We start from the raw sequence: 15,155 nt of genomic DNA on the forward strand, positions 1-15,155 counted from the left end.
CAACACAACAAGGAAATGATGCGCCAGGCCGAAGCTGCAAGATCTGCACGCCTTGTTGAATCACATGCCAATAAATTCAAGCTTGAAGATCGAGTGAAACTGGCCTCAAGCTTCTTTGACTACTATGACCAATTAACCTCGACCAAAGAGTCTGGAAGCGCTTCTAATTATTCAATCTGGATCTCGGCAGGTAAGCACCTCAGAAACTACCACGGCAGAGCTGAGCTCACCTTTGAGGAGATTGATAAGACGTTCCTGGAAGGGTTCCGCAAGTACCTACTGGAGGAAAAGCTCACCAAATCGAAAACCCGGCTCGCCAAAAATACTGCATCGAGCTACTTCAATAAACTTCGGGCTGCTCTGAATGAAGCATATCGAGAGGGCATGATCAGGGACAACCCGGTTCAACGGGTGAAAAGTGTCAAGGCAGAAAACACTAAGCGAACCTACCTCTCTCTGGATGAGGTTCGTGCGCTGGCAAAAGCAGAGTGTCGCTACGATGTCCTGAAACGCACTTTTTTGTTCAGTTGCACTACCGGTCTCCGCTGGAGTGACATCAATAAACTCACATGGCGTGAAATTGAGGAGTTTGAGCCCGGCCACTATCGAATCATTTTTGACCAGCAAAAGCTCAAAAACGGTGGAAACTCCCTTGTGTATCTGGACCTTCCAGACTCGGCTGTAAAGCTGTTGGATATAGATCAAAAGGGCGAACCAGACGACCGAGTTTTCGTCGGCCTCAAATACAATAGCTACTTCAACGTGGCGCTGCTGCAATGGGCAATGAGAGCTGGGATAACAAAACACGTTACTTTCCACGCTGGACGACACACTTTCGCCGTTGCGCAGCTCAACCGGGGAGTAGACATATACTCACTCTCTAGGCTTCTTGGACACAGTGAATTACGCACTACCGAAATATACGCTGACATTCTTGAGAGTCGCCGCGTAACGGCCATGAGAAGCTTTCCAGACATCTTCAAAGAGCGTGAAAGTGAGGACAATAGATGCTCCCGCTGCGGGCAGACAGTCCCCATGACTATCGCTTAGGCGCTTTACGTCCAGGACGGCGAGAGTTTTTCATAAACTGCTCAACGTCGTTCTGCACATCCTTCTGAGATTTGATGCGGTTGGCCTCAATCCAATCCAGAAGGAGGGAGGTTCACGTTACTGGTGTCATTCGAAGCTGTTCCCGAAACGAAATCAGCCAAGATTTTTTTGATTTCTGCCAATTCATTCATCACGCACGATAACTGTTCTGCTCCAGACATCATTCACCCACATTGTCTTTGATTCGCTTTGATGGGTTTATGATGAAGGAGAGAGATGCGAAACGACGGGTCTGCTTTTACCCAATTTGGGCGGTTTGAGCCGAATTGAGAAAATTTTCTGGAAAGTGCCTACGTCAGTCCGACCGACTGACTGTCCAACACGATAATTTATCCTTTAAATTCAATTGATTTACTTATAGGTGTGGCACTAGTGACGTGGATAACATCAGTTATGAACAGGGTTATCCACCATGGGAGCGAATTCGACTTAACGAGAATGCCGCCCATAGGTGCTGTAATTATCATAATTATCGTAATCGAAGTGGACTTGCTAGGGCTTTGAATGAGGAGATGCGAACAAAGAAGGATTCGCCCCGAGGCTTTTGTTCACTTAGGGGCGATATGAGGATTCGTCTTGGTAATTATCAGTTTATCGCTGTGAAAAAGCGTGCTGTTGAATATCTCATAATGGAAAATCGACGCTAATATAGCGGCATTTTCCAGCTTACGACGGAAGTCTCTCCGCTCTTTCGTTTCACTGCTGAACTGAAGCTTCAGGGCATCGAGGGGGATTTCAATTTGCTTTCTACGCGACATTGAATGGACTCGCCAATTCCACCAACAGTAGAAATCGATGGCGAGTGGGTTTTTAGTCAAAGCTTTGATCGCGTGGGCCGAAACTGGCACAGCATTACTAAGAATGCTTTGATAGAACTCTTCATCCAGACGGATTGTTGATGACCAACTCGAATTTTTACCAGGACGCATTGAGATAAGCGCCTTACGGGATACAGACCAAATCTTTCCCTATACTTAGGCCTATCGTTGAAAACTAAACACTAACAAATAATATTAAACCAAGCTTTCAAAACCCCACGCTCTTCCTCATTAAAATCAACACTAGGAAACGCAATCTGCGCCATCACTTTTCCTGTATCGCCGGCCGTATCATCAGCCACAAAATTGATAAACGGAAACAGCGAATTGCAATGCATCGCGATGTGAGCCATTGCGGGTTTATGCTTACCTAGCATTCCTTTCAAAGTCTCAAGATCAACCACAGCTTGAATAATTTCAACGTCGCCGCTTGCCAAAGAATACTTTCGCCACTCGGCCTGGCTAAAATCAACAGTTCTGTTGTGAATGCTAGCCTGACCACTTCCACGCACACTCGTTCCTGTCAGAACATGCTTCATGCGCAAATCCTGCTGTCCATTAAATAGCGCATATTCAAGCGCATCGGCAAAGGCTTCAAGCTGCTGTAGGCAAAGCGTTATTTCCGCCTGTGACAACAAGCCAAGCTTGCCGTCATTCGCAAACAACGGTAGCTCACATACTGCGCTCAAATAAAAATGGCTATTCTGCGCTTCGTTGTTTAACACGGCCCGCACCAACGGGTAATGCTGGGTCAGCTCAGTAACCAACCTCGGCCAGTTTGGTTCAGCAACCTGCTGCAGTGTGTCTTTGCTAGCAATAGGTGATGCCAGCCGAACAATATAGGCTGTATCTGGCACCACGGCCGAAAATGCTGCCGAAAAATCAAGCTTCACGAATATGGGTTGGTAGCGCTCTGTCGTATCATTGGTGGCCGATAATTGTCGCTCTAGTTTATATAGCCACTCAGATTTTTCGTCGGTTGCATGTAAATTTGCAGCGCTTGCTTTTGTTAATAACTCCTTTAATTGGCTTGTAATATCGGGGCGCGGGTAGGTGTCTTCTGCTTTTTGTTCACTCACGGCGCTATCGCGCAATAGGCCATCAAACGTCGCCGGATATGGGTCAACAGCATCATGAGGTTCCGACGCATTTGCATCCTTTCTAACAGGCTTATGCAGTAAGTGCTGCCAACTTGCCGTTTCTTCTTGATGAATCACGTCATCGGCGTTGTCCTGCAAACATTTGTCCAGCTGATTTTCAACGTCGCGCTTGCGTCGAATAAATGATGCAACTTGGTCTTCGTCAATTGAGGCGGCTAAAAATGGGTAAAGTATTTTTAACGTGCCTTCGCCTGTTCCCAAACGCCGATTTAACGAGCCATACATGCGGTCAACTCGCCCTACGCGCTGCTCGTTGTCACCCGCTGAACCAGCTAAGCCGTAATGGTGTACCTGATGGCAGTTTAAATGTAAATTCACGCCCTCTTTGAATACCGACGTTGCAATTAAAACATGTGGGTAAAATGGGCTATTAAAGCCAAGCTTTAAGCTTTCTCGGGTGCTAGCGGCCGTATCACCGCTAGCAAACCAAACGGGGTTCGTTTGGCTTTTTAGCTGGGTCCATTCGCGCTTCCAGTCGTCTAATTTATGCCCGACAATTTTTTCGCAAAGCATTTCAAAGGTATTTAACGCAGCTTTAAAGTATTTAAGCAACAGCGAGTTAGGCAACTTGAGTTTTACGAACTCGCAAAAACCTCGATAGCTGGTTTCCGCGCTTAGATGTGAGCCTGATTCTTGCTTTTCATAGGTCTTGAACCATGCGTAAACTTCAAGAAATACGGGGCTTGCATATAAAAACCCAGCGCGAATGTAGTTGCTAAAGTTCTCTACTATTTTTGGCGTCTTATCTTGCCATGTTGCTAATTGTTTTCTCTCAGCGTCGGTCAGCTCTGCGTAAACTAACCCCCAACATGTTGTCAGCTCTGTATTAAAACGGTCTTCTGAATGATTTTGCTGCTTGCTCATCTCAACTTCAGAGAGCAAATCAGAGTCTTTGGTTTGTTTGTAGCGCGCGTCTTGTGCTGCACTTTTATAAAGCGCGCGCTTGTTTGTGTCATCGCTGCGGTAATGGTAAGAGTAGCCCGCTTGTTTGTAATCCGCAGCGGGTTCAAAAAACAACGAATAGATACTTTCATTTTTGATAAATCGAAGTTTCACATTGGCAGCGTCTGATTGCGAATGTAAATCACGTTTTACAACAAACAATTGTGCGACGGCGGATGCTAATGATTCGTTGCCTTTGGTGGCTTCTTGGTCGTCGTCGTTTTCGGGGTCAACGTCAAGGTTTTCAGCAATGTCAGCTTTGCCTACTTGTTTGATAATCTCGGAAAATACATCTCGCTTATAATTCGCCTTCACTAAGTTATCGACCGAGCCGTCGGCCCAACCATGTAACATCAACGTCGCTAATTCAGCATCATAGCGCTCGTTCATACGTTGCGTTAGTTCTCGCAGCGACGGAATTCGACGCACAAAAATTAGATGTTTTAGGTCTTCAATACTTGGCGTATTTATTAATGCCTCGGCACTCGGCACACACTTATCAACCAACGCTCGGTATTTCGGGTGTTTTGGAAACGCCTTAAACTTCTCTCGATAACTTGCCGTTAAGCTTTGCAATAGCTTCGTGTCTAGAGCGCGTGAGAAAGCTTCTTTGCTTTGTTCGCCGTTTTCTTCAGCGTTAGCCTCTTCTGCCTCTTCATTGATTTCGCCAGTTGCTGGAGAATCAACGCTGGAAGATTTAGCTTGTTGGTTGTCGGCATCAAGTTTTTCAATATCACGGCCAATTGATTCAAAGCCTTCAAGATATCCATAGGTTAAATGCCGTTTTTCTTTGCTGTGCTCAAGCTCGCTAACCAGTCGTTTTTGATAAATTGCAAAAAAAGCTTCTGCTTCTGGGTGCGCCGCAAATGTCGCAGGCAGCGCTTGTTCATCTCGGTACTCGTACTTACCAAAGTTTTGGGTTTCATCACCCTCTCCAACTGACAGAACGCGTAACCGCCGCAAGCCAAAAATTTGCATTAATGTCTGCGCATCGTTTGCCGCGTTCTTATACGGTGGATAATCAGAAGTCACAAAGTAACTCAGAATATTGGCGATATCGGTTTTGTTGGTGTGGTTTGGGGTGGCCGTTAGCAACAAGACTTTTTGTGCCAGCTGCGAATCATCATTTTGGAAAAATGTCTGTGCAGCTGCAGTACGCTGTGATCCGCCATTTTTGTTCCGTAAATAATGGGCTTCATCAATAATGACGAGATCAAAACCTTCGCAACAAAATGGTGCTTGTTTTATCTTGTCATGAAGTTTTTTCGCCTCTGAGGCTGCGCTTACTGCTTTGTCACTCGCGTCTTTTTGCGATAAATGACTAAACGCGTGAATGGTCACAAAATACATGTGCGCTGTGGCTCGCTGCACCACCGCAGCTAGCTCATCTAAACTTTTAGCTATTTCCATTCCCTGTACAGGTTTGTCGTTTACGCAGCTTTTTACTTTATGATCAATTTGTTTATAGAGCTTGCGTACAAAGGTTTCGTATTCATTGCGCCACTGGGTACATAACGTTGTATTTGGCGCGACCACCAATACACGAGCATGTGGCTTTTGTTTCCATAATAATGCAGCTACAGCAAGCGCTTGAAAGGTTTTCCCGGTGCCAACTTCGTCGGCCAATAAGGCAATATTATGCTTACTGAGCAGGTTCCATAAATACGCCACGCCCTCGGTTTGTTTCGCCGCCATCGAGTCACGCTTAGCGCTGTCGTATTGCCACTTCTCGTCTTTTGTCGCGTTGAAGTTAATGGCTTCGCTGACAATTTCTGGCGCTATCATTTCCCATACCATTAGCGAGTTTCCTTCTCGATTGCACGGGCGTAATTCCCCTCTGTGCGTATCCATGAAATAAGTTCCGGCGAAAGTTGTGACGGTTTTTGTTGATTTATATTGAAGCGAGACCAATCAAAATTATCGTTTGCTAACTGAGCTCTATATTGCTGGGCTAGCTGCACAAGTTGCTTCACTTCTTCGGCTATAAACCAAGAATAAACGGAGTCGTCTTGTTGCTCGTTAGCTTTCTCAACCCATTCAAGGAGGCAGCCAGGCATGGATAATAAAATTTGATCGAATTTTTTGAGTTGCCGCTCTTTCTTACGAGCCGACTTGGGAGTTTGAGCGACTTCCTCTAGCCGCTTGCTGAAGTTTTGACACGCTAAAAAGAGTTTAAAATAACTTGCTGTCGGTGATTCTCGATTAACTCCAATTTGCTTATCTTCCCATGATTCTGAATTGTCATCTGGGCTAGCGCTGAATCGATAGACCAGTCTCTGACTGTTTTCATGGTCCATGCTTAAGGCTGCAGCATCAATAAGGCTAGTTAAATCCTCAAACTTCTGGTTGCGTCGATAATCTTTATTCGTTTCAATAATAAATCCTGAACTTTCAATTTCATCACCTTTCTTAATGTAAAAGCGGCGATTATTGATAAGTGCCTGTTCGTCATTGACCTTTAAGGTTTGTCCACTTTCGGCAGGTTCAATTGCCACAGGCGATTTTACGCCGGGTAATGTTAGTGTGTATTGCTTTACGCAAAGCAAACTGCTCACGTTAAGCTGATATGTTAACTGCCGCCAATCGAGCGTTACTTGTACGTTAAAAGGCGGTAGAGCTGGTACTTCGAGCTTTTCACGCTCAAGCTCAGAATGGTCGCTAAATTGCGGTTCATCAATAGCTTCACCATACAAACATGGTGCCTCAGCAGCGGAGAAAATTAACCCCGCTTCTATGTTGATTGAATTGCCACCATCGTTGGAAGAATGGCTAGAATTTCCGGATAGCAAATTACTGCCCGGCTGCGTGAAATTCCATGAACCTATTGCAATATCCTTTTCTGTGGCCCAGATTTTCGCATGCACCATGGCAAATTCGTCAGCTTCAATTGCCTCTGGGCGTTTGTGAAAAGCTAATTTTTGAGACTGCAGGTGTTGATTGAGAGCTTCATCCGATACTGACCGAATTGTTTTACCGTTAACAAGGTCTGGCACGATTCTATACGTGATCTGACGGTTATTTGTTGCGTTTTCTATTTTCTCGATAAAGCTTGAAATGCTTTTAGAAAAATAAGGGGACCACACAGTAAGTTCATGGGAATCGGCCGTGATCATGCGATTGATAAAATTCGTATCTGAAAAACTATGATGAAACTCAACTTCTTCAGTTTCGGAGTTGCCTAAATTCGGTAACAGTTTCCAGTCAAAATCTTTAACGTTTGCGCTTTCAAAAGTGCCTTCAAAAAACTTGGATATCGATGTGGATAATTTCTTTGAATTAACCGCAATAAACTTAAAAACTTCCCGATTCCGACCCCAACCTGAAATAGTTAAATTAGCGCTGCCAGCACCAAGCACCGCCCCGTCTTTGCCTTGAATATAAATAACTTTGGGGTGAAATAAGCTATCTTCTGTAAACTGTTTGTTTTTGGGCTCTCCGAGACTCGGCAATACGCCATGCACCGGAATTGACGTGCGCTTCAATCGGCTACCGGCTTCTCCTTCCAAAAATCGCTTATCGCAGAAAACACGAACATCAACCGTTGACTCAACATAAAGCTGTTGTAACCGCTCGTAATCCATATGCGTTCGCGGTTTATTATTCGCGTCATCGACAATAATGGGCAGCAAATAGGTTTCGATAAACTCAATATCAATTGTAAAGCTTGTAAGCCATACCTTTTCAACCTTCCCAACTTGCTTAATCGCTTGTTTGAATGAATCAATCATTTGCATGGTCGTTTCCTCCAAAATAGCCGCGTATTAAGTTATTAAATTGGTGCAAGTAATAGGAATTTACCCATTTGAGTTCTTTGGCAGAATCAGGAGGGCTTAGTGGTCGTGCATGTAATTTGGTTATGCCATTTCGCAATTCTACCCAAGGTTGCTGCCCTCGCGTGTGCATTACGGATTTGTGGTAGCTTATTAGCTCTGCTATTTGCTGCTGCAAGGTGTCACATTGAGCGACACCTGATAATTTTTCGAATCGTTGTCGTGCAGAACCGGTTAAAACATGTTTGGCTGAATCAGAAATATTCTTATACAGGTCTGCCAATGTTGCGTTGGTCCCGCCATACTTCAGCCACTCACTCTCGATATCTCGCATCGTTTGAGAATTTTGGCGGCAAATGAGCGTAAACAACAAATTAATACGGGTCAGAAAGGGCTCAACTTGCATGACATGTTCAAGTTTTTCTCTTTCTTCGGCATTTTCATCATTGAAGGCCGCGTTAAAAACGTCTTCGGGTTCGATGCCGCCACCAGACTGATTTCTTAAAGCCTTTAATAAAATACCAGCAGCGCCTTGGTCTAAACCGGTTACTTTAAGCCAATAATCTCGCGTGATTTCACCGACTTTTCCTGATGTCGAAAACGCGACTCTGCACGCATTTTTAAAGTTATCCGGTATATCGCTGAACTGAATTTCCAGTGGAGACTTTGAACTCTCAGCGCTTTTTATTAAACTCTTAATGTAAGATACGGCAGCATCAAAGTATGATTGCAAAATCGGCTTTTGGGCGAGCAGTAGTCTATATTCATCCCAACGCTGTTTTGAAACATCGTCATGGTTATAATGGTAATACTTATCAAAATAGCCAAGTTCTAAAAACGGTGTGCGGTAACGCCCGCTGACACCTAAGCCCAACTGACGCACCAGAATTTGGCCTTCTCTGTTGGTGGTAAAAACAAGTTTGGGGTTTTCGTCTTCCGCATCTAAGATTTTACGACCATTATTACTACCGAGTATTCCCGATGTATCGACATTCTTTTCCTTTGCGGTAAGCATCGAAAATACATAGATATTTTCTAAATGAAGCAAGCAGGTTTGGGCAAAGCGGGAACTCGTTTTATCACCGACAAAATTTTTGAGATGTTCTGGTATAACAAATGAACTATCCGAAATTAGTGACTGAACCACCCCATGATGCATCAAATTAACCGTGAAGTTGCGAACGTCGTTCGAAATAGAGTTCACTCGCTTTTCGAATATAGCCTCGCCATAGCTCGACCAAATAACTAGCATTCCAAGTGGGTCTATATAAAGTGACGAAGCTATGTCTTTGTTAGCATCGGTAATGATGTCTGCTAATTTAAAATTCACGGACGTTTCCTTGTCTAGCTGAGTGAGTTCGAGATCTTACTCATCAATAATTCACTAAAATTTTCTGCGTTAATAGGCGTTGCTTGTAATTTGTTCTTCGAATTGTAAGCCAGTAATTTTGAATTACCTAATTGCAGCGGCTCTTCGTGCTTTGAAACAAAAAGAGGGGGTTATGGATTTGTATTCTCGCCGAATCATTGGCTGGTCTATTAACAAACGTATGACAACTGATCTTGTGTTGCAGTCGGTTAAGCAAGCCTATTGGCTTAGAAAGCATCCAAAAGGTGTTGTTTTCCATAGTGACCGTGGCTCCCAGTACACCAGTAAAAAGTTAAAAAGTTAAAAAGTTAAAAAGCTCGCTAACTAAGCTAGGTATAAAGCAGTTAGTAGAGCCAGTTACCGCCTTTAATTAGCATAGCTAAAAGTCATACCAGCAGGCTGTTTAACTTAATAAATCACTATGAATTTCTTCATAGGAATCTTCAGAGTAGTAACTTGCACGCTGCTCCTTAACAAGATTTTGTGTACCTGATATTGCTGGAATACTTAGGTCAGGATACCCCGCAGCTTGGCTATCAGGAACAAAAACCGGACGGCCCATTGCATAGCTTGCATTAACGGCATGCATAGTGCCGCCATCAATGGTTGTTTCTATGGCAAAAACTGCTGACGCTAACCCTGCTTGAATTCTATCCCGTTTAGCAAATAAAGCCGGAATTGAACGAGTGCCCGGCGGATTTTCTGAAACCCAAAGCCCACCATTATCGAGTATTTCATTTGCTAGCTTTCGGTTAACGGCAGGGGAGATCGTTGCCAAATCAACCAGCACAGCGATTGTGGGTACGCGAAAGTCTAACGCAGCACGATGTGCAATAGCGTCTATCCCTAGTGCTAAACCACTAATTATTGCAAAGCCTTTACTCGCAAACGCTTCAACAGTGCTTTTAGTAAGCTCTTTACCTAATGCGGTGTTATTACGAGTTCCCACGACGGCGATTGCTTTGTTACTTTGCAGTAGCTCCACGTTTCCTTTGCAAAAAAGAAATGGCGGTGGCTTAACGACTTCCAGTAAGTGAGAAGGATACTTAGCATCACCACGCATTATTACCTTGATACCTTGCAGTCTCCACTCTTCAATTTTTTCAGATATTTGCTTTCTTGCAGACTCAAAATGACCTACCTTTAAAAATTCAACCAATGAAGAAGGTGTTCTTTTTAATGGCAAATTTTGAGTGCGTACTCCTGCAATATCTTCGAGAGTTTTGAAACCATTTGCCGCTGCAAAAATCAACAGCGAGCTTATCGTTTCATCACCAACGCCTTTGAGTTCTTTAAGTGCGAGCGCATCAAGTATATTCATATCATTCCAATTATATAAAGCTAAAACGTTGTAAGTGCTTCCCAACATTATCCTAAAGTAAGGCGAGTGAGCTTGTATCATAATGCTAAAGCACTACAAACTCTTCATGAAAAGTACTAATTAAAGCTAGGATATAAAATAGCAGCGACAATCTGTGTCGTATAGGATTGTTAAATTCACTGCATGAATGATAATTTTTAAAGAGAGAGTGATTATGGCTGATTCTTCATTGCGCCTATTGCTAATGTTACAGCAGATTCCTAGAGAGCCGCGCTATGTTAGTAGCCAACAACTGCACGCTCGTCTAGCCGATGCAGGCTACAGCGTTAGCTTGCGCACTGTGCAGCGAGACTTAGTGAAATTATCTAGTCACTTTCCATTGATACAGAGCGAACCAAGCGGGCAAGGAAATACGGGCGTGTCTTGGGCGTTTAGTCAGCATGGACAACACATGGCTTTCCCGGGTATGGATGCAGTAACTGCATTAACGGTATCTATGGCGCTAGAGCATTTACAGTCACTGTTACCGCCGCAAGTATTACAGCACCTGGAACCTTGGCAGCTGGAAGCCGAAGAACGGCTACAGAAGCTAAACTCAAGCAAGTATCAAAGCTGGATGGATAAAGTACGGGTCTCTCCGCAGCATGTCTTGCAAGCACCACAAGTAGATGCAGAAGCAGTAGGGTTGATTTATGAGGCTCTGCTAGAAAATCGTCAGTTTTGTGCCACCTATAAAGGTAAGTCAGAAAGGGTAATCCACCCATACGGGCTTGTTCAACAAGGGCGCACCTTGTATTTATTATGTCGTTTTTATGACTTTGAAGACGTGCGTATTACAGCGTTGCATCGCTTTGAAAAGGTCGAACTACTCGATGAACCAATTCGTCCTTTTCCAGCATTCAATATTGATGACTACCTTAATACTGGTGCAATGCAGTGGGCGTTGCCAGACCCTAAGCTTATTTCATTAGAGCTTCGTGTGAATCAATGGCTTAAAAACCATCTTGAAGAGTCTCCATTATCGGAACAGCAGCTATTAGTAATCGATGACGAGCAGCAAGAGTCTTACTTAGTTAAGGCTGAGATGTTGGATGGTCGACAGCTGCGCCGCTGGTTATTGAGTCTAGGTTCTGATGTGGAAGTAATCGCCCCTAAGGGCTTGCGTGATTGGATGGCTAGTATAGTGAAGGCTCAGGCTGATAGGTATTTAGAGTGACAGGTAGGTTGGGTAGGAAGGAAACACTGATATGTCGGTACTAATAAAGCCGAGGCCTATTGTTCGGGTTTAGTCTGCCACTACACAAGCTTAATGAGTGACCAAGTGCTAAAACGTCTTCCATTATAGGTCCTGATAGAGCGTTACTCCCAGCCCAGTCTTGGAGAACTACCATAATATCAGCTTCAATATTGTTTGCGCTCTTGGTGTAAGGGGAAACAAAATCGCAGTCATAAATGCCGTTGTGGAAGTCGCCAATATTTTTAAAGCCTGCCCGCGTGGTTCGCTGTCTCCTATGCGCGAGCTCTCTTAGTTTTGACTCTTTTATTGCGAGCGAATCCATGCCCTTAATCTTCTTAGGTTAGTTATCAAAAACCGAATGAACGCGACACAAATTGTCGTACACTCGACTTAATATCGTAAAAAGTAAAATATCTTATACAGAAGCAAGGAGCAAACGATGGCTAAGCAGTTACAAATAAAACTCACTCCTGAAGCTACTCAAAAATATTTAAAGCTTTGTGGTGAGCAGATGGAGGCAGAGATGAATGAGTTTGTGGAGCCGACATTTCCATTAATAAAAATTGAAATGAGCATGTTTGAAAACGAAGTATTCATGGAAGTTGGTAATGAGTGGGTTGAGCTGGGCGATTCAGCTGTAGAAATCATTTCGTCTTAGAGCTGGAGTATTAACTAATGAGTCTATTCGATAAGACTGTTGGCTTTTCGCAACTCAAATCGATGCTCGACAGCATAGGGTTCGAAAGCTTTTATAGGGACCACTTAAGGAGTATGGCTCAGTCTATAAATTATGGCGTCCGAAAAGGGGAAGTTAACTTTGGTGGCCTGGCCGATGCAGGAGAGCAGTACAACTATAAGCAGGACGAACGGTATACCGTAAGTATCAACTCGAAAGTAAAGCCAGCTAAGGGTATCGAATTGTTACTTCAGTGTGTTGAGGTTTTTGACTGGGGCGGTGTACAAAAAGGGAACATTATTAATGCGATTAATCTCTACCGTACTGACCGGCTAGAAGAGTTAATTTTTTCAGCAAAAACTGACTTTGAAAACGATTCAGCGCTACAGTTTTTGCACGTTGACCATCAGTTAGCCATTTGGTCCAGTGTATAGAGCGTCAACTATCTTGACTGATCAGCGTCAATTAACTTGACGGGTTGTCGTCATCCTTCTTCTTTAGTTTTCAGTGATGCTTTCCTCCTGTAGCTTTCACCCAAGCACTGGATGATGGTGGCATGATGCACCAGCCTGTCGATGGCTGCGATGGTCATGCTGGAGTCATCGAACAGCGTGTCCCAGTCCTCGAACGACTGATTTGACGTAATGATCATGCTGCAGCGTTCATACCGGTGAGCGATGAGTTCGAACAAGACACTGGTTTCCTGCTCGGTCTTGCGGATGTAGCCAATGTCATCGACGATGAGCACCGCGTACTTATCCAGTTTAAGCAGTGCATACTCAAGCTTAAGCTCTTGTTTTGCTTGCTGCAGATGCTGCACCAATGCGGTTGCGGAGCTGAACTTCACACGGATGCCAGCTTCGATTAGGCCGTAACCTATGCTGCTGGCGATGTGGGTTTTACCTACGCCACTGGCACCGAACAAAAGGATATTAGCGCCTTGTTTCACCCAGCTGGGCCGGTCTATCAAGTCATGAACCTGCGCTTTGTTAACGCCTTCTATGGCGTTGAAGTTAAAGCCACTAAGGTGCTTGCCTGCCGGCAGTTTTGACTCACGCAGATGCCGTTGCAGCCTCTTGTCTTCGCGGCTGGCGAGTTCGGCACTGCATAACTCAGCGAGGTATTGTTGTGGTGACCATTGTTCATGGATGGCTTTTTCGGCCATGGTTTGCCAGAGCTCACGTATTGAACCGAGGCGTAGCTGCTTAAGCATTAATGGCAAGGAGGCGGTGGCTTTATCCATGATTGCCCCCGTGCAGTAATGACTGATACTGACTCAGTGCATGCTGATGAACGGTCATCTTGGGTATGGCTGCTGGCGGGTAGGCAAATCGCTCTTCGCAGTCATAGATGCTCGGTACGCGACCGTGTTCTATTTCGTTCACAACGAACTCGCCCAGTCGTTGCTCATGGCCGGTCTTGCTGGCTAAGTGAAGCAAGCGAACGATGTAATAGCAGGCCTTATCTGCCATCATCGTATCGTTGACGTGTGACCAGATGTGCTTGTAATTGTCGCTGGGTAACAACTCATCACGCCACTGTGAGTGGCGGAACGCTCTTGGTTTTTTCACCAGGGCCTCGATGACGTGCTGGTAATTGACGCTGCGCACGCGCTTGGAGCCCTGCGCATAGACTCGTGGCAATGTCTCAGTAAGGACGGTACCCAGATAAAGCTCCAGGCGGCTATCATACAGCCTAACCAGCAAGCGGCTTCCAACCAGTCGGGATGGTACTGTATAAGTGACTCGTTTCAAGGCGATGGTACTGGTGCGGCTGACTCGTAGGTAATGTTCCGTGTAATTGACGCTGGTGTGCACAGGAAGCGGCTGTAATTGTCGCTGTTCTTGGGCTAACTTATCAGCAACCCGGCGATTACGCCGTTCAACAATGCTTTGCACGAACGCCTCATAATCACTTCTTGAGGTAAAGTCATAGCTACCACGTATTCTTAACGCTTGCTCCAGCTGGGCTTTAATGTGACGATTCGGTGACTCGATAGCCCCATTTTCTTGGGCAACTCCACGATTGTTTCGGGTGGCTTTAAAGCCGTAATGCTTCATCAGTTCGGTAAATCGCTCAGTGAAGTCGTCCTGCTCGGTACGGTTTTTATAAGCTGCACTTAAGCTGTCGGTGCGGATTTCAGTCGGTACGCCACCTGCTGCAATCAACGCATTCTGCAGGCCATCAGAGAAGGCAGCAAAGCTTTCACCACCATAAATTACCTGAGCAAACGCCCAGCCACACGCTGGCAACCTAAAGTGGAACAACTGATGCTGAAGCACTTCACCGAGGATGCTGACCGGATATTGGACTCTCGTGAAGTCGGCGATCCCCAATCTGCCTGGCTCATGATGTTGAACAAAGACGACATCGCTTGAATCAGCGTTAAGATGCCGCCACTGCTTGATTCTACGCTCCAGTGTACGTCTAGACGAGGGGTTAAATTTATCTTGATGGTGTTCGCATAAGTGGTCGTAAATACCGACCGGCGAGATGTCACTATCTTGCTCAAGCAACGGGAGTACGACGCTGTCCCAAATTGATTCCAGAGGGTCAGTGCGCGTTCGCCAGTTTCGTTGGCCGCGTTTAGGTTGCAGTGCTTGCTTTTCGATGCGATAGCCAGAGCTCTCGGAGATACCAGCCTTAGCCGCTGATACCTTTTGACTGTAGTCCTTCCTAAGTTTCATATATAGATTAACCTGTTGATCTGTAACTTGCTTTCCCGACACAGCATGACCTCCGTTTTGCTGTA

General features: G+C 45.0%; 12 protein-coding genes. 5 read left to right on the forward strand and 7 right to left on the reverse strand.

Features of this window, described 5'->3' with window-relative positions:
- Window positions 1-15 precede the first annotated feature (15 nt).
- Window positions 16-1,050, forward strand: a complete 1,035-nt coding sequence (locus tag CWE15_RS00380; protein WP_476692292.1) for a site-specific integrase — start codon at window positions 16-18, stop codon at window positions 1,048-1,050.
- A 608-nt stretch (window positions 1,051-1,658) separates the two neighbouring features.
- Here CWE15_RS00380 and CWE15_RS00385 read toward each other — a convergent pair.
- The 4 genes from CWE15_RS00385 to CWE15_RS00400 all read right to left on the reverse strand — a co-directional run bounded on the left by CWE15_RS00385 (window position 1,659) and on the right by CWE15_RS00400 (window position 9,130).
- Complete coding sequence (locus CWE15_RS00385; protein WP_126756088.1) at window positions 1,659-2,039, reverse strand: replication protein RepA; 381 nt, start codon at window positions 2,037-2,039, stop codon at window positions 1,659-1,661.
- Between the two features lie 71 nt (window positions 2,040-2,110).
- A complete protein-coding gene (locus CWE15_RS00390) occupies window positions 2,111-5,881 on the reverse strand; it encodes a DEAD/DEAH box helicase (protein WP_126756089.1) in 3,771 nt (1,256 codons plus the stop codon).
- Window positions 5,827-7,764 (reverse strand): phospholipase D-like domain-containing protein, encoded by a 1,938-nt coding sequence (locus CWE15_RS00395; RefSeq protein ID WP_126756090.1) that lies wholly within the window; start codon window positions 7,762-7,764, stop codon window positions 5,827-5,829. The genes CWE15_RS00390 and CWE15_RS00395 overlap by 55 nt, the downstream gene beginning before the upstream one ends.
- The gene (locus CWE15_RS00400) at window positions 7,751-9,130 is read right to left on the reverse strand and encodes a hypothetical protein (protein ID WP_126756091.1); all 1,380 of its coding nucleotides are present in this window, start codon (window positions 9,128-9,130) and stop codon (window positions 7,751-7,753) included. Before CWE15_RS00400 ends, CWE15_RS00395 begins: the two co-directional genes overlap by 14 nt.
- 172 nt (window positions 9,131-9,302) lie before the next feature.
- Between CWE15_RS00400 and CWE15_RS00405 the strand changes: the two genes are divergently transcribed.
- A complete protein-coding gene (locus CWE15_RS00405; protein ID WP_126756092.1) occupies window positions 9,303-9,473 on the forward strand; it encodes a DDE-type integrase/transposase/recombinase in 171 nt (56 codons plus the stop codon).
- A 99-nt stretch (window positions 9,474-9,572) separates the two neighbouring features.
- Here the strand turns inward: CWE15_RS00405 and CWE15_RS00410 are convergent, their stop codons facing one another.
- Complete coding sequence (locus CWE15_RS00410) at window positions 9,573-10,490, reverse strand: DNA-processing protein DprA (protein ID WP_157980682.1); 918 nt, start codon at window positions 10,488-10,490, stop codon at window positions 9,573-9,575.
- Between the two features lie 214 nt (window positions 10,491-10,704).
- On the opposite strand from CWE15_RS00410, the gene CWE15_RS00415 reads away from it, so the two are divergent.
- The 3 genes from CWE15_RS00415 to CWE15_RS00425 all read left to right on the forward strand — a co-directional run bounded on the left by CWE15_RS00415 (window position 10,705) and on the right by CWE15_RS00425 (window position 12,837).
- A complete protein-coding gene (locus tag CWE15_RS00415; RefSeq protein ID WP_157980683.1) occupies window positions 10,705-11,706 on the forward strand; it encodes a helix-turn-helix transcriptional regulator in 1,002 nt (333 codons plus the stop codon).
- A 460-nt stretch (window positions 11,707-12,166) separates the two neighbouring features.
- Window positions 12,167-12,385 carry a hypothetical protein gene (locus CWE15_RS00420; protein WP_126756095.1) on the forward strand — a complete coding sequence of 73 codons (219 nt, stop codon included), beginning with the start codon at window positions 12,167-12,169 and terminating at the stop codon, window positions 12,383-12,385.
- Window positions 12,386-12,498: 113 nt separating this feature from the next.
- Complete coding sequence (locus tag CWE15_RS00425) at window positions 12,499-12,837, forward strand: hypothetical protein (protein WP_126756096.1); 339 nt, start codon at window positions 12,499-12,501, stop codon at window positions 12,835-12,837.
- A gap of 50 nt (window positions 12,838-12,887) precedes the next feature.
- Here the strand turns inward: CWE15_RS00425 and istB are convergent, their stop codons facing one another.
- Together istB and istA are read right to left on the reverse strand one after the other, a co-directional pair.
- Complete coding sequence (istB, locus tag CWE15_RS00430; RefSeq protein ID WP_126756097.1) at window positions 12,888-13,646, reverse strand: IS21-like element helper ATPase IstB; 759 nt, start codon at window positions 13,644-13,646, stop codon at window positions 12,888-12,890.
- Entirely contained in the window at window positions 13,639-15,132 is a 1,494-nt protein-coding gene (gene istA / locus CWE15_RS00435; RefSeq protein WP_126756098.1) for an IS21 family transposase, read from the reverse strand. Before istA ends, istB begins: the two co-directional genes overlap by 8 nt.
- Window positions 15,133-15,155 lie beyond the last annotated feature (23 nt).

The organism is Aliidiomarina taiwanensis (genome assembly GCF_003987015.1).
Lineage (GTDB): Bacteria > Pseudomonadota > Gammaproteobacteria > Enterobacterales > Alteromonadaceae > Aliidiomarina > Aliidiomarina taiwanensis.